The organism is Chryseobacterium sp. c4a, assembly GCF_009900745.1.
GTDB lineage: Bacteria > Bacteroidota > Bacteroidia > Flavobacteriales > Weeksellaceae > Chryseobacterium.
Genome location: NZ_WXVU01000001.1, coordinates 64,492 through 88,340, shown reverse-complemented (window position 1 = coordinate 88,340; position 23,849 = coordinate 64,492). Strand labels below are relative to the sequence as shown.

Sequence of the window (23,849 nt, the reverse complement as noted above, 5' to 3'; positions counted from 1 at the left end):
AGAAGTCTATAATTGTTTCAGTATTTCCTGTTTTTTTTGGGTAAATTCTTCTTCTGTAATAATACCCTGTGTTTTTAAATCATTTAACTGCTTCAGAATATCCATCAGTTCGGTTTTATTTTTCGAGGAGACACCTGGGGCGCTTTGAACAGACTGGTTTAAAACATTTGTCATCAATATTCCTGCTCCCATTCCCATTATGTTACCGGCCTCACCATTATCAGACATATTTTCCAGTGAAATTCCGGCCTGCATTTTATTAAAATCATCGAGATTGCCTTTCAGCATATTCAACTGAGTTTTTTTGTCGAACATTTTTTCCACTTCATCAGGCAGAGAAACGCTTTCTATAAAAAACTTTTCAAGGCTGATTCCATAAGCCTCAAACTCATTACGGAAAACAGGCATTAATTTTTCGCTCAGCTCAGAAAACTGACTTGTTAAATCCAAAACAGTAACATTTACTTCGGCAAATCCTTCCGCCATCTTGCTTGCAATAATATTCCTGAGGGTTTCTTCAACCTGATCCACTTTTACGTAAGAATTTGTTCCCGTAAATCCAGTAATAAATTTCTTGGGATCATGAATTTTTATCGCAAAGTTTCCGAATGATTTTAACCGGATCTGTCCCAACTCTGAATCCCTCATGATAACAGGAGAAGAAGTTCCCCATTTTAAATTGGTAAACTGTTTGGTACTGACAAAATAAACATCTACTTTGAATGGAGAATTAAAACCATATTTCCAGGATTCCAAAGTAGTGATAACAGGCATATTATTCGTAGCAAGTGTATGAAGCCCCGCAGCATATACATCTCCGAACTCTCCTTCGTTCATCAAAACAGCAACCTGGCTTTCACGTACGGTAAGTTTTGCTCCGTTTTTTATAGTATTTCCGTTATCCTGAAATTTCCAAAGTACTGTATCAGTAGTATTGTCTACCCATTCAATAACTTCTATAAGTTCGTTTCTTATAAAATCAAATATTCCCATTTATTTATGTTTTAACAGTTAAAGTTTTCAAAAACAAATATAATGCAACTTATTTAATGATGCTGATCTTTTAGAACATAAAAAAGGGTACACTTCACCAGTGTACCCTTTTAGTTTTTTTAATTCTATCCTATACAAATTCCCTTTTGATCTGGGAAAGGATAGTTGGATCCTGAATTTCATTATCCTTAGCTAGTAATAATACTTTAGATAGTACTTCTGCTGATTTTGGATCGTCATCTGCAAAAGGCAAGAACAATCTACCTCTGTGCTGAGAATGTACCGGAAGAATGGATAAATACCTCCCCGGAGTCTGATGCACAACCGCACTTCCTAAATGTACACTATATTCTGCCATTTGGCCTTTAATCAATACATGTGAACCTTCAATTTTCACATTATCCAGCTTAAACAAACGTGCTGTTTCTTTCATCAGCACTGCTCTCATTTCCATAGATGAATGGCTAGCTTCAGGATCTACATTTCCTACATGAGCAACAGAAACCACAAGATCCACATCACGCATTACCTCAGAGAATAACCTTGGATTAATGTCTTCAAAAGGAATATTTTTATAATCCTTTAATGAGTGAAATTCTATGGTCTCCAACGTTGGACTTTCTATATCTGCCGGTGAGAACCAGTCTGCCATAGCATATAATTTTACCTGGAAACCGTCCTTATGATATACTTTTTGCAATCCTTCCTCATAATCAACCTTCCATCCCCTTGTTTTAAGCAATGCCAATGTCTGTTTTGGCTGAATCTGATGTCCTGCATATCTGCGGGAAATAGACTTCTCTTTCAATTCATCAGGGGTCGGAACATAGAGTTCTCTGAATATCTGTTTGAATGGCTGGATAAGCTTTTCTTTAAAACAATAATGCTGATAGTCGCTCCATACAGAATGTTCATGCAGGTCTACACAATGTGCAATACGTAAAGTACTTTCTTCGCTCAATTTCTGGATCTCACCATGAGCATTCACAAGGCTACCATCATGATAAAATCCTATTGTATGATCATTGGAGATAAATACCAACTTTTCTAAGTGCTTGACAATAACCGGATGCTCGAAAAGGGTTTTAATTTCTTTTAAAAAGAATTCATCGCCTCTTATCATTGCTTCTTCCAACCCTTTTCTGGAGCGCGACCATTGTTCACGCATAATTTTACGATTATTGGTCAATTCAACGATGGCTTTATCTTTCTTAATTTTCGGCGGAATAGATTTCAGCTGTTTATCATCTCTGAATACAACCAATTCAGCCTTCCCGCTATCTTCAATAATTAAGCCCACAGTCACCCCATCAATAGTTACTTGAGTATCTTTTGATAAAAGCCCCTGGATTTGCTTGGTTTCCATCGCCCAGGTAAGCCTTACCGGATCCGGGTATCCCGCATTTCTCGCTAAATTCTCCAAAGCCACACGGATAGCCAAAGCTTCACTGGATTGCTTCATAGAACCAAACTCTTTGCTCTCTTTCTTGAACTGCTGAATGTATTCGTATCGGCTCAATACATCTTTCTCAGGGTTTGTTTTGCTTAAAGGAACTAATCCATACACACGAAGGTAATCCTGGTCACGTTTATCTTTTACTTTAGCCGTAACTTCTTTGATCTTTAAGCTTCCGGATAGAGTATCAGAATAAAGCCTTGCTCTTCTATGACCATTTCCGTCTGATATATATTTTGCAGATTCATACAACATTTCCCAACGCGCTTTGCCAAGCTCCTTATAGGCTTTTGTAAACCAATCTTTATCCACTGCTCCATCTTTAAAATCCTGGATATCCACCGATGAATATTTGGCTACTTCACTTTCCAGTTTTGCATTTTGAGCCTCATAAGCTCCGGTTTTAGTATGTGCATGCATCCACCAAATTGCAGAATCCAGACCTTTCCAGCCTAAATAACTGCTAACAAGAGACTGCCACTGCGGTGCATACACTGCCGCCTGAATTAAACGAAGCTCTGAAATCTTCTCATTCTTCATCATTTCATTGAATACCTTCTGCGTATCACTTTCTAAAGGATAACATTCAGAAATCAATTTAGAGAATAACTTTTGCTTGGTCATGCTTTCATTACTGTAACTATAGATGTAATTAGCATATAATCCTGATTTACCAAGACCTTTCAGAATCTGAACAAAACGATTCGCTCCATATATGGTCTGAAATTGTTGTACAAAATGAGAAACCGCTGTATTAGAATCTCCGCGGATGAGTTCTATATCAAGGAATTTATCCTGTATTTCCGTAATCATAGGCTTCAGGAAAGGAAATACCTCCAGATATTTTTCGTTGTTATAATAATTAACTTTAACTGTTGTAAGCTCTCTGATCGCCGAATCAGCCGTTAAAATCCCCTCATATAGTTCTTCTTTTGTAATGAGCTTTAATTCATAAGCTTTACAAAAGAAATAGAAATTAGGAACCGATTTTTTGATATTTTCTTTCAATCCGTTATACTGCATCCAACGGTACAGGTTCCATTGTTTGATATGCTGTTCATCTGTAAGTCCTGTTCTTGGAATAGCCCATAAGAAAGGCATGAAAAAATCGAGTTTCTGCCAGCCATTTCCCTGATCCTGGTAATAGTAATCATTACTATCTTTTCCTTTATAGTTGAGAATACTCTCAGGAAGATTAGCAAAGAGTGTACTGGCAGCATCTATCGCAAAATCTACTCGTTCTTCAAATACAAATTTATCTTTTAATGAATTTAATATAATCAAAATCGGATTTTCCCAGGCATATCTTCCCTTCAACGGATTTATTAAAATATCCTTGTAGTAGAATACATAGTTTTCCATAAATTCTCTGAAAACTTTTCTATCACAACTTTCAGCTAATGTTAATAAAAACAGGTCTCTCGGTTGTAAGCCTGAATCCAGATACCATTTCTCCCAAACTTCATACAAAGGATAATTTTCGGCTAATTGCACAACTGTAAAACCATCTGTATCTCTTTTGATCTGACGAAAAGTATTTCCCATCAGCAAAGTTGTTACAGTGCCATCCCATTCTTCAGATTCATATTCGTGATCTTTATGTTTCAGGAATAAGTCATTAAGCTTCTTTATTTCCGCTTTCACAGCATCCATAGGTTTTGTAAACCCATATTTGTCTTTTTTAGTAGCCTGTGCATATATTGAATTAGATTCCACCTTTGGTAATGCAAATTTTGACACTACATTAGGATCATAAAAACCATATCCATTGTCTTCAGAAAGAATGGTCTGATCTCCTGATGGATTGATCTGATCCAATAACCCCTGCTCTCTTTCTGTTATTTTTGATCTCTCAGTATATTGTTTTGTCCAGTTCGTAATCTGTGCAGCTGCTCTTTTTTCTTTTTGAAGCTGAAGCATTATATCCAATGAGGCTGCACGCTGCTCCAGATCTCCTTTACTCATTAATTCTTCAATTAATGGAATCACAACATCATCTTTCTGTTCTATAACAAGTTCTATAAGCTTTTTACGAAGTACTCCCCCTTTTCGTTTAAAGAGATCAAAGAACACCATAATTTCTTCTTTACTTAAAGGATCCTGTAACAAAACATTGATTCCGGATGCTACTAATGCCTCTCCTCTGTCTTTTAAAATTTTAAAAGCAAATTCTCTCTGAAAAGCTGTTACTTTCAGTTTCTTTTTTCCTACTGCATACGACAGAGAGTAACAGTAAAATTCACGCAATATATCTCGAGCCAATAACTCACGTAATGAAAGATCAAACTGATCAAAATACGAAAGAACCAGATCAAGTTTATTGCTATCCTCTCCTACCAGATAAAACATGGAAGCATACAAATCACTTTTTTTGAAAGTAACATTCAGCCATGAAAATACTTTTCCTTCAAATTTCTTTTCTTTAACTTCTATTTTTTGAGTAAGTTCATGAAGCTTTTCAAAGAAATCCGGATAGTCTGGATTGTTGATAAAGAATTTAGTGCTGGTATTAGCACTTAATAATGCTGATATATGAGTACCTGCAAAGGCCATCACTTCTACATTACCTTCTAATACCGCTTTATAATACAAAGGCATCTGAATATATGGGTCATCCGTTTCGGCTGCAAATTTAATCGCCAGGCATTTCTTCTCCACATTTCCTTTATCAAATAATTCATGTAAGAAAGGAACTGTTTTATCTACATCCCAAACTCCCTGCACCCACAAGGCCATATAAACTTCATTATTATTTTTGCTTTTTATTGCTTCGGGAATTTGTTCCGGATGACTGAAATAAGCAGAAGCTAATGACAATATTCCTTTTACTACAGATTCTTTCTCAGCTTCCCAGCCTAATCCTGTCCAGGTATCTACCCCACGTACTACAGATGAAAAACGGGTAAGTTTCTGTTCAATAATTACATTGATCATATATTCCAAAGCCCCAATACTGGTTTCGTCCAATGCTTCCAGAATGGTTTGTCTTAGCCCCTCCTGTCGCTGAGCTGCAAGTAAAAGTTTTTCTACAAGCTCCCAACAGTGTTTTTGTTCACTATTCAGTAAGGTCTTAATAATATTAAGGGATACTTTACCTTCGTTATGTTTGTTGAAAATAATATCTTCAATAAGCTGATAAACATCTGTATTCCCCGTATCAATCGCAGCTGACCAGATATAGAACTGATGACTATTATTATAAACCTCATTGTCATAAATAATCTGTTCTTGCAATGAAAGATTATAATATTCATTGTCATATGAATTTTTAGCTGTAAAACGCAACAATTCACGAATCAGATTAGCCTGATTAAGCTGAATGTATCTTTTATTATGAGGAGCTCTGAATGAACGACGATAATAACTTTTCTGATACATTTTATAAGGCATCCTGTTCCACGCATATTTTACAAGATCAGCATTTTCGCCAAAATAATAAACCAACAGTTGATAATAGTCTGGATCCTCCCAAATATTAGTCTTAATAAGTTCCTTAAACTTTTCTGCTTCTTTTGAACCCAATGTCATGGCCTGATAATAATTTGTTTTTCCCATCAGGAGTACAGCAAGTTCAGCAACCTCTTTCTTCAGGAGAGGTTTTTCCGGAAATACCTGTGTAGAAATTCCCTTTTCTGACATTTCTATAAGGTCTTTCCGTAGCTTTTCATAGTAATTATTAATTAATTTTTTCGATTCTAATTTTTTTGTGATTTCCATGTATTTTATTTGTTTGTATAATTTGGTTACCAATAGCTTCCAGCAAGAAAGGTGAGCCTGATAAAAGTAAATGTATATTGTAAACTCAAATCTATTGTTTGATCAAGATTTTCGAACTGTTCATCATTATAGAAGACAGCAAACATCCCATCTTCAAATGCCTGAACAGCATTTTCCTGGGCTTTTTGTACGTCTGCTTCTTTAAGATTATAAATACTCCCAAAGCCTACTTTACCTGTATCAGTAAGAATATTTAGGTAATTATCTGTTGGAATTTTAGCCGTATCTTCATCTTCGAGCTCGAATGATTTAGCATTAAACTCTTCTACCTGCTGTTGAACAATGAGCTTTAATAAATTTTCTAAAGAGATTATTGAATCTTCGTAAGCGATTTCAATTTTTTGTTCCGAAAGAACAGGATGCTTCCTGCCCAACTGCTTTACAGTGACTTTTATATCCATATTTGAACTTAGTGTGTTTAAATATAGTGAAATTTAAAACCTCTATTGTTTCAAAATGAGATTTTATGACGAATATCAATAATTGGATGAGAAATAGTCTGTGAAAAGAGAGTAGTCAATTGTGAATGTTGCTCCACAAATAAATAATGAATAACAATGATAAAGAAAATACCTCCTATTATTTATCATTTTATTACTCATAAAATTAGCCCCGATAGAAACGGTTACCCCGCAGCAAGCGATGCCATTTTTAGGGGTCGGCGTGAGGAGTATGAGTGGATAGCGGGAAAAAGCTTCTCGAAAAAGAATAAAAAAGAGATATTATTTCACCCACAGAATAGGTATAAAATAAAAAAGTACACTTTCAAAAAGTGTACTTTCTTTGGGTGAATGATGGGTCTCGAACCCACGACCTTCGGAACCACAATCCGACGCTCTAACCAACTGAGCTACAATCACCGTTTTCTGAGTGCAAATATAGGACAATTTTCTCAACTACCAAACAATTCCATCAAAATTTTTCAAAGAAATTAATCTTTCTGACGTAAAGCCCTCAGCGTAAGCAACTCCCGATAATCGCCCTAAATCCTGTGCGCGGTAAGTTAAGCTTTCATAAAAGTCTTTTGTGGTAATTGGAGTCTCAGGTTCTTTAGAAGTCGGGTCATAAAATTGAGTTTTATAAGCCATGCATGAAGCAATCTTTTTATCTAAAAATTCTGAAATGTCAATAACGAACTCCGGTTTGATATCTTTCCACTGGATATAATGGAAAACATGCTTAGGTCTCCAAACTTCCTGGGCTTCTCCATCCACTACGGTCTCAATTTTTCTCAATCCGGACAAAAAGCACGCATCCGACACTAATTTCGCTCCTTTTGCATGATCTGGATGTCTATCATCAATTGCATTCGCTAATACGATTTCTGGCCTGTATTTGCGGATCATTTTTACGATCCTCATTTGGTATTCTTCCGAATTCACCAAAAAGCCATCTTTCATTCCCAGGTTCTCTCTTGCAGACAGTCCTAAAATTTTTGCTGCATCTGCAGCTTCTGCTTTTCTGGTTTCATCTGTACCTCTTGTTCCGAGTTCTCCTCGGGTAAGATCTACCACGACACATTTTTTTCCTTCAGCAACCATTTTAGCAATAGTTCCACCACATCCCAGCTCTACATCATCAGGATGTGCTCCAAAAGCAAGTATATCAGTTTTCATATAATCAAAGATAAGTTTAAAATAAAAACTTCCCAAACATTACGAATGGGAAGTTTTAATATCTATAATTTAAAATTTAAATTACTTGTTGATCTCTGCATTTAATTTTACAGCATCCTGATAAGTAGGATCTAACTGTAAAGATTTAGCTACATATTCTTTAGCTTTTGCAGCATCAGAATCTTTACTCATGTAAGCTACAGCAAAGTAAGCATAAGCTAAAGTCTGTTTGTTTGCTTCTTGCTCAGCAGGTTTTACAGTGCTGATGAATTTTTCGTAAGCTAATTTAGCCGCTTCATTGTTACCAGCCTGCTGATAAGAATATCCTTGGCTGTAGTAAGCTGGTGCCCAATCCGGAAGAAGTGCAGACATTTTCTGCCATGTAAGGATTGCTCCATTCCAGTTTTTAACGTCCTGATAAGCTGTTGCTAATTTGAATAAAGCATCAGAATCCTGGCTGTTAGCTGCTACTTGTTTTTTCAATGCTTCAATGGCAGGGTTAGTAGGCCCTTTATCAGCTTCTGCCTGAGAAGCACCTCCACCTCCAGCGATGTTTGCTAATTCTAAATCCCACTTCATTGTTTCATCTTTTGCAGCTTTAGCAATAGCGATTTTCTGTTGAGATTCTGTTGTTAAAGCAGATTTCTTAGCCGCATCTTTTTCATCTTTTGCTAATCCCGCAGCGATAAGTCCCTGTAAACCTTGGTCAGCAGGTAATACTCTTGTTTTATCAGCTTGAGAAACGAAAGTATCCATGTTTTGTTTAGCTCCTGCATAGTTCTTATCTGCATAATCCTGATAAGCTCTTAATTTGAACTTAATAGGGTCTTCAATTTTATCAAATATTTTATCTAATACTGTTTTAGAGCTCGCATAATCTTCGTTTGTGAAGTACAATTTTGCAATTTCTAATTGAGTATATGGATCTTCATCAGCATATTTTGTATAGTTGATAAGGTCTTGTGTAGCTTTTGCATTTTGCTGATATCTGATATCATATCCAGCCATTGCTTTGTATGCAGGTGCATAAGTAGCATCTACTCCAATTGCTTTATCAATATTTTGTTTTGCTTGTTGCCATTGCTGAGCAGCCATCCATAAAGTTGCCATTCTTGTATAAACAGAAGCTTTATTTTTAGCTAATGGTAACGCTTTGTCATAAGCAGACATTGCTTCACCCGGAGCTCTCTTCAATCTGTAAGCATCACCTAATGTATAATAATAATGTGCAGGAACTCCTTTTTTCTCTGCTTTTTCAATTGCTTTAGTAAGGAACTGAATTGCAAGATCCGGAGAACTGTTCTTTTCAAATAAAGTTAAAGCTTCTGCTGCTCTGAATAATACGTCAGCATCTTTTTCTTTAGAATCGGTTACGATTTTTTGAATTTCAGCAATAGCGCTTTTGTCACCTTTACCTAACTTTACAGTAGCTAAACCGATCTTGTTAAGAAAGCTTTTACCATCAGCAGCTAATCCTTTGTTAAAGTTTTCAGTAGCCTTTGCATAATCTGGCTCTCCTTGCTTTAAGAAAGTATTTCCTAAATAGAAGTAGTTATCAGCAGTAGGCTCTTTAGCGATCATATCAGTGAAGTTTGTTTTTGCCTGAGCAAATTTATCACTGTCTATACTGTTAATACCATCCTGCAATGTCTGTGCAGTGGCAAAACCGGTAAAAAATACCACGGCTGCTCCAAAAGCAATCTTCTTTACATTCATATTCATTATATCTTTCATTTTATATTTTCTAATCAATTGAGTTATATTCTACACAATTTTCAGACCAAAACACTTTATTTGTTTGAGGTAAATTGTGAAATTATATTTTTTAACGCATCTGCACCTCTCTTTTGTACAGGTTATAAGGCTGTAAACCTTCTTTTTGAACAATTTTTTGTCCCAAATGGGTACATGAAAATCTTATAAATCCACTTGCAATATTGAATCCACCTTCATTAGCCAGGAAATAAAGAACTCTTGTAAATGGATAATCCATAGAACGAAGTCCTTCAGAATCGGCATTGTATGTTTTTCCGTTATTAACCACCGGAAGAACTTTCACCATATTTCTCAATTGCTCAGAAGTTTTATCATAAGGGCGGCTAAATGTATTAAGTCCTATAACGCCTATTTTATTCGGATATTTTCCCAATTCTTCAATAACCTTTTGATTTCCCGGAATAATGGAAAATTTAAGGTCTTTAGGCTGTTTTTTTAATTTTTCAGCTACAAAATTTAGATTACTGGAGTTTGTTCCGTCAAAAATAAAATCTTTATTTTCTGAAAGCATCCCGTTACTGATCTCATCCATAGAGATACTTTCTTTTGGAGAATCTTTTGGAACCACAAAAACTACAGCATCTGCTGCAAATTTTGCAGGAGTAAATTTTAACTGAGTTCTTTCTTCGTAAGTTTTGATCTCTTCTGCATTAAGGCTTCGGGACATTACAATAATCTTTGCCTTATCATTTAATAAGTCAATAAAACCTAAATCTTCTTTTTTTGTTTCGACGTTAATCTTTGTTTCAGGATAGCTGATCATATACCCCTCAGCCAATGCTTCTGTAACACTTTGAAAAGAATCGTCCGTAAAAATTGTTAGATTACCTTTATTATAAGAAGGAGCATTATCGTCTTTTTTTTTGCAGCCAGCAATCATCAAGCTTAAAGCAACAACCGCTGCAGTTTTAAAAAAACTATTCTTCATTTCGGTTTTTTTTGATTTCTGAAACAGCTCTATAGATCCTAAATATCCCATAAAGAGCAAATACCCCACCTAAAGCATACGCTACAATAGGGTCTAAAATAGTAAAGAAGAATCTGTAGACCATTACTACAATTCCTAATACGATATAAAACAATCCCGCTACTAGGGATAACCACTTGAACATCATGTAACAAAAATACAAAAAAAATAAAAAGAGAAGCATAAGCCTCTCTTTTTATTTATATTTTGAATAAATAAGTCTAATTATTCAAAGTTCATAGTAAATGGTACGCTATAGTAAGATCTAACGCTTTCTCCATTTCTTTTAGCAGGAGTCCACTTTTTAAGTTTCTTAACTACACGAATTGCTTCATTGTTGAAGTCGCTATTTGGAGATTTCTCTTCAATAGTAACTGCAGAAACAGTTCCGTCTCTTTCTACAACGAACTTAAGCTTAGCTTTAAGGGTACCTTCACCTCCTTCCATTAATGAAGTATCGAAGTTTTCTCCTAAGAATTTTCTTAATGCACCCATACCTCCAGGATATTCTGCAGATTGGTCTACATCTTTGTAGATTTCGTTAGGGTTGTTCGCTTTCACTTCTACAGTAGCAGTTTTGTTTCCTGTAGATGGTGGTGGCGGTGGTGGTGTATAAGCCGGAGCTTTTACTCCCTCCTGATTTTGCAAACCAGTTGTAGTTTCCAACTGCTTAGAAATTGGCGGAGGTGGAGTTTCAATTTTCGGAGCTTTTACAGGCTCAGGAACCACGTTCTGGATCACCTCAATTTTTGGTTCCTCTTTTGGAGGTGGAGGTGGTGGAGGTGGTTCTTCTTCTTTAGGCTGCTCAATAATCGGATCATCTTCCTCAATATTCAAAAGATCTGCCTTAACTTCTGTCTTAGGCGGAGCTGTAAGATTCTTAATTGTAAGATAGATGAACGGAGACAAAGCTACCAAAAGGAATATAGATGTTCCGACAATAAAAGATTTTGTCAGAAGTCTAGGATACTGATGTCTAAGATCATAGGCACCATATTCCTTGTTTCTATTTTCAAATACAATCTCGTCTAAAGTAAGATTTTGATTGTATACATTTTCATCTGCCATAGATAAAATAACAATTTTATGGTTAAATTACTTTGTAGCAGCCGGTGCTGCTGCACCACCTACTTTCTTCTCATAAACAGCTTTTTCCCAAGATTTGATATCAGTAACACCGTACTGCTCACTTTTGGTAATTGCCATTTCATCAAGAATATCAACAAAGTTCTTATATACAGCATCGTCAGTTGGCTTAATGATCACCGTAAATTTGGTAGGATCTGCAGCTCTAGATTTTGCCTGCTCAATTACTTTTCTAATTCCTTCTCTGTCAAAACTAGTTTCCATAAGAGTTTGGTCATTCAAGGAAGTTTGATCCTGCTGGTGCCAAAATACTTTATTATCTTTTCCTAGTAATATAGAAATTGAATTCGAAAGTTTAATTTCTGTTGGAGGTGGTTTTTGTTTATCATCTTTCGGTTTAGCCGGAAGACCCAAATCCATCACATTCGGTTTACTAAAAGTTGACGTAAACATAAAGAACATCAATAGTAAGAAATTAAGGTCAACCATCGGAGTCATATCGACTCTGGGGTTGTTTTTCTTGGATCGAACCTTGCCACCCTTGGCACTCTTATCCTGTACTTGTACTTCTGCCATTTCTTCTTAATTATTCATTAGGTTTACCTTCTTGTGATGTAATCAACCAAAATTTAAGAAAATCGATATCTCTTAAACCCTCAAATAGGCTTTTAACTTTAGGATATTTTGTTGTAACGTCACCTTTGATGGCTAACTTGTAGTCAGGGTTAACGCTTAAACTTTCTTTTACCCAGTCAATTAATTGCTTATTTGTACTATCCATAGGAATCCCTGTAGGACTCTTGTAATTTTTCTGCTCATCTTCAGGCAAATCCAAATACCCTTTTAATTGGTTCATTGGAACTCCAATAGCCTGAACTTTCTGGAAAGCTGCTTTTTGATTATTATCAAAAGTAACGCCATACTTCTGACCCATTTTATCTAAAAGAGCAAGTCTTTCTGATGCATTCTCTACTGGCTGGAAATAAAATTTTCCGTCCGGTGTAGCGTTGATCGTCATTAAACTAGCATCAGGAAGTAATTTTTCCGAAATTGAAGATGGCGGTTTGATCTGCTCCACATCAGGTTTTTTAAACTGCGTGGTCATAATAAAGAACGTAAGTAATAGGAACGTAACGTCGCACATCGCGGTCATGTCCGTAACTACTCCATGTCTTTTTGGTTTAATTCTCGCCATTATTTTTTATAAATTATTTTTTAAACTTCTTTTATTGTGCAAAACACAGTTCCATCTTAGTGGAATTCAGCAAAAGACTGTTGGATGCTCATAGCGATCTCGTCGATCTTATAAGTTAATCCGTCAATTTTAGAAGTAAAGAAGTTATAAAGAATAATCGCTACTGCAGAAGTACCAATACCTAACGCCGTGTTGATCAAGGCTTCAGAAATACCGATTGATAGAGCTGCTGCATCTGGAGTACCTCCTCCAGCACCTAACGCGAAGAATGCTCTAATCATCCCGATTACTGTTCCTAGTAGTGCTACTAACGTTGCAACAGTACCTAAAGTAGAAAGGATCATCATATTTTTCTCAAGCATTGGCATCTCAAGAGTTGTAGCTTCTTCGATAGCTTTGTTAAGCGCTACCATTTTCTGCTCTTTATTTAAAGTAGTATCGTGAGCAAGAGCCTTGTAAGTAGTAAGACCTTCTTTTACAACGTTCCCTACAGAACCTTGCTGTCTGTCGCACTCTTCTAAAGCTTCGTCAATTTTGTTTCCGTTTAGTAAGCTTCTTACTTTTACTACAAAGTTATCTACGTTACCTGAACCTGAAGCTTTGCTTAATACAAAGTATCTTTCAAATGAGAAAACAATAACAGTAATCATGAATGTTACAAGTAATGGTACAATAATACCTCCCATGTAGATCATCCCTAAAAACCCTTCTGGATGCATCTCCTTACCTTCAACATCAGAAAACGCTACTGATGCACCTGCTAATCTTGGATCAGCTTTAAAATTACCTGGGTTACCTAAAACGAATAACCAAATACAAATCCCTATTACTAATAAAATAGGAATAATAACAGCTGGATTTAAACCTCCCGCTTTTCTAGCAACTACTTGCTCATCATTTTTTGAAACATTCATTTCCATATTTAACTAAATTATATTGTTTTAAAATTTTACAGGGTGTAAATTAAAGGCAAAATTAATTAAAATGCAAGAGTCTTAATTAAACATTTTGATATTTTTTAATAAAGAAAATTTAATACGATTTTGATATTATAATTATTCGCAATTATTTTATTTATTTTCCTCAAATTTAACATTTGAGTTAAAAAATCTAAAAAATAAGGACTCCATTTTTTTTAATTTCCCAATGTTAATTTTTTTTTAAATTACGATATTCACAATACGGTGAGGGACTACAATGATTTTTTTAGGGGTTTTGCCCTCCAAAATCTGTTGCATTTTCTCATTTGAAATCACCAAATCTTCTACCTCCTTAGCAGATAATTGAGCTGAAAGAGAAATTTTGAACTTCATTTTACCATTTACGCTTACCGGATACTCAATTTCATCCTCGATTAGATAATCCTCATTTAATGTAGGAAACGCCTCGAATTCAATAGATGCATCGTGTCCCAATAAACTCCACAATTCTTCACAGATGTGAGGAGCATACGGAGAAATGATAACGGCTAACGGTTCTAAAATATTGCGCTTGTTACATTTTAATTTCTGAAGTTCATTTACAGCAATCATAAATGATGACACTGAGGTATTGAAAGAGAAGTTTTCAATGTCATAAACAACCTTCTTTATTAAGGTATGTAAAACTTTATATTCTGCTTTTGTAGGTTCTTCATCAGAAACTTCAAATACATCACCATTAAAATAAAGGTTCCAGAATTTTTTAAGGAAACCATACACTCCGCTTAGCCCTTGTGTATTCCAAGGCTTAGATTGCTCCAATGGCCCTAAGAACATTTCATACAATCTTAATCCGTCTGCTCCGTATTCTTCACAGATATCATCAGGATTTACTACATTGTATTTAGACTTAGACATTTTTTCTACTTCACGATCTGTGATGTATTTTCCATCTTCTAAAATAAATTCTGCTTCTGCATAATCAGGTCTCCATGCTTTGAATGCTTCAGTATCTAATTCATCAGATGTTCCTTTTAATAAAGATACATCAACGTGAATCTGTTGAGTCTGGTATTCGCTGGCTAAGTTTTTAGATACATATTGATTAGTACCATCAATTCTGTATACAAATGCACTCATCCCAAGGATCATTCCCTGGTTGATTAATTTTTGGAAAGGTTCATCGTGATTGATATACCCTCTGTCTTTTAGGAACATGTTCCAGAAACGAGAATATAATAAGTGACCGGTTGCGTGCTCGCTACCTCCTATATATAAGTCTACTTGTCCCCAATAATCTGAAAGATTCTTTGCACTGAATTCTCCATCATTTTGTGGATCCATATATCTAAGGAAATACCATGAGCTTCCAGCCCAACCCGGCATTGTAGATAATTCTAATGGGAATATCGTTTGGTCATCAATTAAATCTGTATCAACCACTTTCTGGTTCACCTCATCCCACGCAAATGTTTTTGCATTTCCTAGTGGCGGATCTCCATCTTCTGTTGGCAAGTATTTTTCAACTTCAGGAAGTTCTAATGGTAAAGCAGAAACTGGTAACGTGTATGGCATTCCATCCTTATAATATATAGGAACTGGTTCTCCCCAATAACGTTGTCTTGAGAAAATCGCATCACGCTGTCTATAATTCGTAGTTCCATGACCGATTCCTTTCGTTTCAATTTCAGCAATTATTTTTGATTTAGCATCATTATAATGTAGCCCGTTTAAGAAATCCGAGTTTACACACACAGAGTCTTTAGAGTCAAAAGAGTTTTCCTGAACGTCTTCTTCTGTTTCAACTACTTTTTTAATTTCTAAATTAAATTTCTTTGCAAATCTATGATCACGTTCATCATGCGCCGGTACAGCCATTACAGCTCCTGTTCCATATCCCATCAATACATAGTCTGAAATATAGATTGGCATTTTTTCTCCGCTGAACGGATTGATTGCATAACTTCCAGTGAAAGCTCCACTCACGTTTTTCACGTCAGACATTCTGTCTCTTTCTGTTTTCTTAGAAGTTTCTTCTATATAAGTATCTACTTCCACTTTTTGAGCTTCTGTAGTAATAGTATCCACTAATGGGTTTTCCGGAGCCAGTACCATAAAGGTTGCCCCAAAAATAGTATCAGGTCTTGTGGTAAATACCTCAACGAACTCATCGTGCCCTTCTACCTGGAACTTCACTTGTGCTCCCTGAGATTTTCCGATCCAGTATTCCTGAGAGTCTTTCAACGGTTGTGGCCAGTCTAATGTGGTAAGACCTTGTAATAATCTTTCAGAATATGCAGAGATTCTCATGCTCCACTGCATCATTTTCTTTTGGAATACAGGGAAACCTCCTCTTTCAGATTTTCCGTCTTTTATCTCATCATTTGCTAAAACGGTTCCTAATGCAGGACACCAGTTTACGGTAGTCTCTGCTCTGTAAGCAAGACGATAGTTTAGTAAGATATCTTCTTTATCTAAATCAGAAGCACTTGCCCATTCTTCAGCAGTGAAGTTCAATTCATCGTTCTGATTGGCATTTAATCCTTCTGTTCCCTTTTCTTCAAAGTGTTTGATTAAAGTATCAATAGCTTCTGCCTTGTTGGTATCTTTATTATACCAAGAGTGGTACAACTGGATAAAGATCCATTGTGTCCATTTATAATAAGAAGCATCGGAAGTTCTTACTTCTCTGCTCCAGTCGAATGAGAATCCGATTTTTCTTAGCTGCTCTTCGTATCTGTTGATATTTTGTTCCGTAGTAATAGCAGGATGCTGCCCTGTCTGAATTGCATATTGTTCAGCAGGAAGCCCGAAGCTGTCATATCCAACCGGGTGGAGAACGTTAAACCCTTGATGTCTTTTATATCTCGCATAGATATCTGACGCAATATATCCCAGTGGGTGTCCTACGTGAAGTCCGGCTCCGGATGGGTACGGAAACATATCGAGTACATAAAATTTAGGTTTATCGGTATTGTTGGAGGTTTTATAGGTTTGATTTTCCTCCCAGTATTTCTGCCACTTTTTTTCTATCTGCTGATGATCGTAAAACACTTTATATGGATGTTTATATGTTAGACTTTAAATATTGGATTGTTTTTCTTTTAAACAAGATTCACAAAAATAATGATTTTAAAGGAAATAGAAATTTAATTTATGATGAATTGTCATTCTCATTTAAATAGAAAGGTCTCACCCGAAGATGAGACCTTTATTATATCTTGAATTACCCAATTAAGGTTTAGGGCTTACTCTTTTAAAAGTGATCGTTCTTGTTTTAAATATCGTAGGATCTTCAGTTTCTACTCTTATGGATAAATTAAGTGTAGTTGCGTCGATTGTAACCACCTTAGTATTTACAGGTTCTACCACTCCCTGATATTTCATCTGAAGGGTTTTAGCACTTTTATCATACGTATAGGTAAAGTTCTTATCTGGTAAAATATTACAGGCTGTTCCTGTAGTAGGATCTTCCACATCCATTCTTTTTCCAGCTATTTCGGTACTGAACCACCATCTGGATTGCTTCTGACAGTCGGTATATGTAATCACATCTGAAATTGGCTGCTCACCTACCTCTACGGTAGTAACTACCTCTTTTAACGGTTGCCAGAATCCAATAACGGGTTCATCTATAACAATATCGTTGCTGTTATTACATCCGGTAGTTATCAATAATGATAAACCAAAAAATAGTAGTGCTAATTTCTTCATAGATTATTTTTTTCAAGCGCTAAAATTATAATTTTTTTGATTTATTTCACTATTTTTTGTGAAAAATTATTTTATCGGCTTTTATTTATATATATTTTAAAGTCGAAAGAGGCCATATTGCCTTTATTTAACAAATATTGAACAATTGAAAAGAGCTCTGTTTTATTAAAAAAGTTATTTTTGTAGCAAAGAAAAAAAATGCAATCTATAACGAAAAACAATTTTGACTTCATCCGTGTTCTCCTCGCCTTTATTGTCTTTGTCGGACACTTGGGCGCGTTAAGTGCTTCTGATAAGCTTTTATTTTTAACACATAGCCCAGTTGAAGTTGCCGTTTTCTCGTTTTTCATTGTGAGTGGCTTCTTAATTGCCAGAAGCTATGAAAGGTCTTCCAGCCTAAAAAGTTATGCAAAAAAAAGATTTAACAGGATTGTTCCGGCTTACCTGCTCGTTGTATTTCTTTGTGCTACTCTTCTCAGTCTCGTCAGCACCTTACCATTTTCCGAATATTTCAGCAATACACAGGTTTATAAATATATTTTCTGGAATTCATTATTTATGAATTTCAAAGCTCCATGGCTTCCCGGAGTATTCGGAAACCAAGCCGTAAACGGAGCTTTATGGACTCTCAAGATCGAAATGTGTTTTTATATTGCTGTTCCGCTGATGTTTTTACTGTTTGGAAAAAACAATAAATATCGAACCATCAGCTTGATTGTTCTGTATTTTCTTTCTCTGGTCTATCTTAATTATTTTGAAATGACGGGAAAGGCAGCTCTTTCAAGACAGCTTCCTGGTTCATTATGTTATTTTATCGGAGGAATGCTTTTATATTTTCATTTTGAAAAATTTATCAAACATAAAAATATACTCTTCATTATTGCTATCATTACGGTTTGGATTGATCTTATTTTCAAAATAAAACTTTTCTCTCCGATCATGATCAGTATTATTGTTTTGTATATTGCTTACTCTTTCAATTTCCTGAATAATTTCGGAAAATACGGAGATTTCACTTATGGAATTTATATCTTTCACTTCCCTATTATCAGAGTATTTGCTACACTTGGGCTTTTTGCCAATTACAACCCTTATCTCATGAGCATTGTATGTATGTTTGTCGTAATCGGAGTGGGAATAGCGTCGTGGCATTTTTATGAAAAAAGATTTTTATAATTTTACATAATATTTAAAAACCTGAATGAAAGACCTTGTTTCCATCATCACTCCTTGTTACAATTCTGCTGAATTTATAGAAGAAACGATACAGTCTGTTCTTAGCCAAACCTACGAAAATTGGGAATGGTTGATTACTGATGATCTTTCTAAAGATAATACAGTAGAAATCATTCAAAAATACAACGATCCGAGAATTAAGCTTCAGGTACTTGAAAAAAACGGAGGTGCTGGAAATGCAAGAAACAATAGTCTTGAAAGAGCTGAGGGAAGATATATCGCCTTCCTGGATTCTGATGACTTCTGGTATCCCGAATATCTTGAGACAATGACGGATTATATGCAGGAGCACAACGCAGAGCTTGTATATTGTAATTATTCAAGATGTAACGAGCAACTACAACCTATACTAAAAGATTTTCTGGCAGATAAAACGGTTACTTTTTCCAATTTATTGAAAACGTGCCGATTGGCTCCGGTTTCTACGATGTATGACACCAGAAGGGTTGGCAAGTTTCTATTTCCTGTAAAAAGCAAACGTGAAGACCATGTCATGTGGCTAAACCTACTAAAAGTAATCCCTGAGGGAATGCCGATCAATAAAACAATGGCCAAGTATAGAATGCGTGAGAACAGTGTTTCCAGAAATAAAAAAAATATCATTAAAGACCAATATCTTGTATATAAAGATTTCATGGGATTCTCTACTGTAAAATCATTGTATTATACAGCAAATTGGGCTTTAAATGGATTCATGAAATATTCAAAAATATTCAATTAATGGAGTATTCAAAAGAGTTTAAAGCGGCGTTGAGTGCTTTTTCCAGCACAGAAAAGGATAAACTTATTTTCAGACTCCTTAGAAAGGACAAATTGTTATCTAAAAAACTGTATTTCGAGCTTATTGATCCGGAAACAACGGATGATAAGAGAAATGCAATGGAAGATATTGTGGAAGAAAAGATTCTTTTAGCATCCAAATATATTGGTAATGCTAAATATTTTTTGACCATTGTTCGCAAAATAAGTGCCGAAATCACCGAACATGTAAAGATAACAACAGACAAATTTGGAGACGTTTCCCTGAATCTGCTTATGATTGACAAAGTTCTTGATTATAATAATGATCTTAGCAGACAAAGATTTGACAACGTTTACAAACTCTACATCTATATCATCAATAAGATATTTAAATCTTTGATTTTGATAAAAAAATTGGATGAAGATTACTGGATGGAATTTGATGAACTTTTAAGGAGTTTACAACAAAAAATATCCGAGAATCATTATCTTCAGAAGTTGTGCACAAATAACGGACTTGACCTCAACTGGTTTGAATGTGACAGTATTCCTGAAAACATTGAACAAACGATGAAGGAGATAAAAAGCCAGGGTTTTTTAAGATAGAAGTTTTTGAAGAATCATAGCTGAAGAATCGGGCTTCTCATCAACAAATTTTGCTGCATTTTCAGACATTTCTGCTAATTCTTCTTCGTTATCTTCATTGGCTAAAAATAAAACAAATTCTGCAGCGGTATATTCGTCAGCAAAAGACTTTCCTCCGTTACCAGAAATAAGATCATCTGCTTCCGGATTCTTTTTATAATGATTTCCAAAAATAACCGGAACACCAAATGTGGCAGCTTCCAGAATATTATGGAGTCCTGCATCATGAAAACCTCCGCCAACAACCGCTATATCAGCGTAGGAATATAGTTTTGACAACAATCCAATACTATCTATAATTAAAATTTGAGAGGCAGAATTTAAAGTTTGAGAGCCTTTGATCTGACTATACAGTAAAGCTTCAGGAAAAATATTTTTCAGGTGTTCTACTCTCTTCAGATCATGGGGAGCAATGATTATTTTGAGAGTGTTATTTTTACGGAAAATCATTTCTGCAATCTTCTCTTCTGCTTGCCAGGAGCTCCCAAAAACAACAGCTTTATGACTTCCGATAAAATCTGTGATATGTGCCACTTGATTGTCACGATTGCGAAGCTGCTTTACTCTATCGAATCTCGTATCTCCTGTTACAGAGGATTTCACTAATCCAACACTTTTCGCCAAAGCCAGAGAAAACTGAGTCTGATGAAAAAACCAATCCACATTTTGCTTAAGCTGTTTTACAAACCACTTTCCGTAAGAGGTAAAAAAGGATTGTCTCTCATAAAATAAAGCGGAAATTACATAGACCTTAGCATTCTTTTCTTTAAGTACAGCAAGCAGATTATACCAGTAATCATACTTCACCGTAAAAAATAGTTTAACATCAAATTGTGCTATAAATTCGGTTATAGTATTTTTTTTATCAAATGGTAAATAGCAGACTACATCGGCAATATGTTTCTTTTTAATCACATTCTCATACCCTGACGGAGAGAAGAATGTCACTAAGATTTTATGATCATAAAACTGATCTTTAAGCTTCTCCAGCACAGGCAATCCTTGTTCATATTCGCCCAAACTGGCAGCATGCATCCAGATCACTTTATCTGTTTTTGAAAAAGCGGATTTCACTTTAGCCAATGATTCTTTTCTGCCATCAACTCCTTTTTTAGTTTTATTATTAAACCAAGAAAAAACCTTCATTCCGAAGATAAGGAGATTGATAAATATGTTATAAAGTAATTTCAATATTGATTGATCTAGTCGTTAGACTTTGTTACCCCTTCTTTCATTGATTTTATAAATCCTATTGCAATCATTGCTAATAGCACTGCTAAAATAAAGTAAATAACATTACTGAGCTCTGTCTGTTTTCTTTCTGCAATACGAATACTTTCTACAATAATATCCAAAAACAAAACCATTATAGGAACCTGCAGCGTAAACAGATACAGCTTCCAATTCTTTTGATTGTGAAAGCTTTTAGGGACATTTACAAACGGTGAGTCCGGATTGTTAGATTTCAGGATAAAAAGAAAATGGATAACAGCAGCAATACAAGGCAATAGCCAGATTGTCATTTTCCCTGATTCACTATTTACATTCCCATGAATGTCAAAATGGGTAGGAATTATTTCAGGTAACCCAGCATATTTCACTCCCGTAAAAGCCCATATTACAATAAGTAAAAGAGTATTTACAATGAGTAATATACTGGAGGTTTTCATCTGTTAAATAATGCTTTTAAGAACTCTTAGTTTATGAGTATGTTTATTCATTTCCTCATTAAAGATTCCCGTAGAATCTAATGTATCAATTCTTACTTTTCCGGAGGCATGGATAATTTTTTGATTTTCCAGCATGATTCCTACATGGATGATTTTTCCGTCAGCATTTTCGAAAAAGGCTAGATCTCCTGGTTTTGTTTCTTCTACAAAAGTAAGATCCTCCCCTATTTCGGCCTGTTGCGAAGCATCTCTTGGAATCTTAATCCCATGAACTTTGTACACCAATTGGGTAAATCCGGAACAATCTACTGCAAAAAAACTTTTCCCTCCCCATAAATAAGGTACGTTAAGGAATTCTTTGGCCGTAAGAGCAACACTTTCCCTTACATCATGGCTTCTCCTTGAAGCAACCACAGGAAACTCTACTTCAGAACCCATAGATAATAAGGTTTTGCCATCTTTCATCAATACAGAAGAAAAATCTTCCGTCACAACAGTCACTTTCCTGTTAGCAAGCTCTTCATCTGTTACCAGTTTTAGCTGTTTGGTATCCATCCACCCTTCATAGCCATCATAGTGCATTTTTATTTTAGTCCAGTTTTTATTAACTTCCAAAATATCTACACTTTCTCCAAACAATATTTCCGTAACAATCTCTGCTCTGTCCGAGCCTTCTGCTCGAACGGGTGCTACTGTTACGATACAAATTCCTTTATTCATTTTATTCATTTAGAAATTAGGAAAATTAAGAGATTTAGAAATTATATTATCCTTTAATTTCTAAATCTCTTAACCTTTCATTTAATTACTTCCTGCGAAGGAAGTTGACTCCATCCCGCAAAGGTAAAATAAGATTTTCAAAATCTTCGTCTTTTGCCGCCAAATCATTTAGTTCCTGAATAGATTGTGTAGATTTAAGTTTTGGATTTTCCTCCAGCACTTTTCCATACCATAGAACATTATCAAACATCACTACTGAACCGGACTTTGTATGAGGTTTTATGAGTCTGAAATATTCTGCATAATTTTCTTTATCAGCATCTACAAAAATCAAATCAAAAACCTCATCGGTTTCTTTTAAAAATTCTTTAGCATCCTGAAGTTTAAAATCAATCTGAGCAGCATATTCGCTGGATTCAAAATATTTTTTCGGCAGATAAGCCAGATCTTCATTTACATCTAATGTGGTAATCTTACCATCTTTTGCTAATCCTGAAGCCAGGCATAAAGTAGCATATCCGGTAAAAGTTCCAATTTCAAGAACGTTTTTAGGCTGTAACATTTGGGAGATGATTGTAAGTAATCTTCCCTGCTGATAGCCCGAAATCATATGAGGCTGCGTCGTTTTCTGATAAGTTTCTCTTCTCAGCTTTTTTAGAATTTCGGATTCTGAGGAAGCGTGTGCTTCCAAATATCTATCCATTTCAGGATTCTTTTCTTCAAAAAAACTCATACCATTTTAATTTAAACAAATTTACGGATTTTAAACTTCTTTTTAAACAAACTGCCTCTGTTCAGGATAAGATATAAAAAAGAGAAGAATGAATTCCTCTCTTTTTTCTTAGGTCTATCTAAATTTATGTGAAAATTATTATATGGCTATACAATATTGTCTTATACCAGCACAAACCCATCCTGGGCAACACTTTGTCTGTGGACTACTACAAAATATCTGTGGATTACATCCGTTAATAGCACCTTTTACACTTTTCATTTCTCCTCTTGAAAGTTTTTTTGAATTTTTCATATTATTTTGTTTAGTATTAATTTCCTACTCTTAAGATTTTCGGATACCTCTGTTTTATCTATATCTCATTATAGAGATTTAAATATACGCATTCTTTTATTAATCAGATGATTATATTCAAAATAAAACATTCAAAAAAATTAATAATCTAGCTATCGGGAAAAATCCCATACAAAATACCGTGAAAATACGGATGTTTTTTATGTCGCATTAGTTATAAGTTTGCAAAGAGAACGAAGGGGTAAAAACACGAGATAACAAATGACTGCAGAAGATAAACTACAAACTAACCATGAGAATCAAAAAAAAG

General features: G+C 35.2%; 21 protein-coding genes and 1 tRNA gene. 3 read left to right on the top strand and 19 right to left on the bottom strand.

The features are described from left to right. Positions 1-6 precede the first annotated feature (6 nt). The 14 genes from GTR01_RS00390 to GTR01_RS00325 all read right to left on the bottom strand — a co-directional run bounded on the left by GTR01_RS00390 (position 7) and on the right by GTR01_RS00325 (position 17,500). A complete protein-coding gene (locus GTR01_RS00390; protein ID WP_160135915.1) occupies positions 7-993 on the bottom strand; it encodes an SPFH domain-containing protein in 987 nt (328 codons plus the stop codon). Positions 994-1,123: 130 nt separating this feature from the next. Then, positions 1,124-6,166: a DUF4132 domain-containing protein gene (locus GTR01_RS00385; RefSeq protein WP_160135914.1), complete on the bottom strand. Its 5,043-nt coding sequence runs from the start codon at positions 6,164-6,166 to the stop codon at positions 1,124-1,126. A 26-nt stretch (positions 6,167-6,192) separates the two neighbouring features. After that, positions 6,193-6,627 carry a hypothetical protein gene (locus GTR01_RS00380; RefSeq protein ID WP_160135913.1) on the bottom strand — a complete coding sequence of 145 codons (435 nt, stop codon included), beginning with the start codon at positions 6,625-6,627 and terminating at the stop codon, positions 6,193-6,195. Between the two features lie 384 nt (positions 6,628-7,011). Beyond that, positions 7,012-7,087, bottom strand: a tRNA-His gene (locus GTR01_RS00375). A 35-nt stretch (positions 7,088-7,122) separates the two neighbouring features. After that, complete coding sequence (bshB1, locus tag GTR01_RS00370) at positions 7,123-7,842, bottom strand: bacillithiol biosynthesis deacetylase BshB1 (RefSeq protein ID WP_160135912.1); 720 nt, start codon at positions 7,840-7,842, stop codon at positions 7,123-7,125. An 81-nt stretch (positions 7,843-7,923) separates the two neighbouring features. Continuing rightward, entirely contained in the window at positions 7,924-9,576 is a 1,653-nt protein-coding gene (locus GTR01_RS00365) for a tetratricopeptide repeat protein (RefSeq protein WP_160135911.1), read from the bottom strand. Between the two features lie 91 nt (positions 9,577-9,667). After that, on the bottom strand, positions 9,668-10,546 hold the full coding sequence (locus GTR01_RS00360; RefSeq protein ID WP_160135910.1) for a PstS family phosphate ABC transporter substrate-binding protein: 879 nt from the start codon (positions 10,544-10,546) through the stop codon (positions 9,668-9,670). Next, positions 10,536-10,733, bottom strand: coding sequence for a C4-dicarboxylate ABC transporter (locus GTR01_RS00355; RefSeq protein WP_185155078.1), 198 nt, complete (start codon positions 10,731-10,733; stop codon positions 10,536-10,538). The genes GTR01_RS00360 and GTR01_RS00355 overlap by 11 nt, the downstream gene beginning before the upstream one ends. A gap of 77 nt (positions 10,734-10,810) precedes the next feature. After that, a complete protein-coding gene (locus GTR01_RS00350; RefSeq protein WP_160135909.1) occupies positions 10,811-11,653 on the bottom strand; it encodes an energy transducer TonB in 843 nt (280 codons plus the stop codon). Positions 11,654-11,680: 27 nt separating this feature from the next. Beyond that, positions 11,681-12,247: an ExbD/TolR family protein gene (locus GTR01_RS00345; RefSeq protein WP_160135908.1), complete on the bottom strand. Its 567-nt coding sequence runs from the start codon at positions 12,245-12,247 to the stop codon at positions 11,681-11,683. A gap of 10 nt (positions 12,248-12,257) precedes the next feature. Then, positions 12,258-12,866, bottom strand: coding sequence for an ExbD/TolR family protein (locus GTR01_RS00340; RefSeq protein ID WP_160135907.1), 609 nt, complete (start codon positions 12,864-12,866; stop codon positions 12,258-12,260). Positions 12,867-12,922: 56 nt separating this feature from the next. Then, entirely contained in the window at positions 12,923-13,786 is an 864-nt protein-coding gene (locus GTR01_RS00335) for a MotA/TolQ/ExbB proton channel family protein (RefSeq protein ID WP_045501175.1), read from the bottom strand. 240 nt (positions 13,787-14,026) lie between these two features. Then, the gene (gene leuS / locus GTR01_RS00330) at positions 14,027-16,840 is read right to left on the bottom strand and encodes a leucine--tRNA ligase (protein WP_160135906.1); all 2,814 of its coding nucleotides are present in this window, start codon (positions 16,838-16,840) and stop codon (positions 14,027-14,029) included. A gap of 180 nt (positions 16,841-17,020) precedes the next feature. Continuing rightward, positions 17,021-17,500, bottom strand: coding sequence for a lipocalin family protein (locus tag GTR01_RS00325; RefSeq protein WP_160135905.1), 480 nt, complete (start codon positions 17,498-17,500; stop codon positions 17,021-17,023). Positions 17,501-17,698: 198 nt separating this feature from the next. Between GTR01_RS00325 and GTR01_RS00320 the strand changes: the two genes are divergently transcribed. From GTR01_RS00320 to GTR01_RS00310, 3 genes are read left to right on the top strand one after another with little or no spacing between them, the layout of a single operon-like run. Next, entirely contained in the window at positions 17,699-18,676 is a 978-nt protein-coding gene (locus GTR01_RS00320) for an acyltransferase family protein (protein ID WP_160135904.1), read from the top strand. 25 nt (positions 18,677-18,701) lie between these two features. Beyond that, the gene (locus GTR01_RS00315) at positions 18,702-19,457 is read left to right on the top strand and encodes a glycosyltransferase family 2 protein (protein WP_160135903.1); all 756 of its coding nucleotides are present in this window, start codon (positions 18,702-18,704) and stop codon (positions 19,455-19,457) included. Further along, on the top strand, positions 19,457-20,083 hold the full coding sequence (locus tag GTR01_RS00310) for a deoxyuridine 5'-triphosphate nucleotidohydrolase (protein WP_160135902.1): 627 nt from the start codon (positions 19,457-19,459) through the stop codon (positions 20,081-20,083). The genes GTR01_RS00315 and GTR01_RS00310 overlap by 1 nt, the downstream gene beginning before the upstream one ends. Here the strand turns inward: GTR01_RS00310 and GTR01_RS00305 are convergent. The 5 genes from GTR01_RS00305 to GTR01_RS24865 all read right to left on the bottom strand — a co-directional run bounded on the left by GTR01_RS00305 (position 20,075) and on the right by GTR01_RS24865 (position 23,539). Then, the gene (locus tag GTR01_RS00305) at positions 20,075-21,313 is read right to left on the bottom strand and encodes a 3-deoxy-D-manno-octulosonic acid transferase (RefSeq protein ID WP_160135901.1); all 1,239 of its coding nucleotides are present in this window, start codon (positions 21,311-21,313) and stop codon (positions 20,075-20,077) included. The two genes, GTR01_RS00310 and GTR01_RS00305, sit on opposite strands and share 9 nt — an antisense overlap. An 11-nt stretch (positions 21,314-21,324) precedes the next feature. Continuing rightward, positions 21,325-21,792 (bottom strand): DUF1648 domain-containing protein, encoded by a 468-nt coding sequence (locus GTR01_RS00300; RefSeq protein ID WP_160135900.1) that lies wholly within the window; start codon positions 21,790-21,792, stop codon positions 21,325-21,327. A gap of 3 nt (positions 21,793-21,795) precedes the next feature. After that, positions 21,796-22,512: a C40 family peptidase gene (locus GTR01_RS00295; protein ID WP_160135899.1), complete on the bottom strand. Its 717-nt coding sequence runs from the start codon at positions 22,510-22,512 to the stop codon at positions 21,796-21,798. An 85-nt stretch (positions 22,513-22,597) separates the two neighbouring features. Continuing rightward, positions 22,598-23,245, bottom strand: a complete 648-nt coding sequence (locus tag GTR01_RS00290) for an O-methyltransferase (RefSeq protein ID WP_160135898.1) — start codon at positions 23,243-23,245, stop codon at positions 22,598-22,600. A 138-nt stretch (positions 23,246-23,383) separates the two neighbouring features. Beyond that, on the bottom strand, positions 23,384-23,539 hold the full coding sequence (locus GTR01_RS24865; protein ID WP_410492561.1) for a CCPGW family putative bacteriocin: 156 nt from the start codon (positions 23,537-23,539) through the stop codon (positions 23,384-23,386). Between the last annotated feature and the right edge of the window lie 310 nt (positions 23,540-23,849).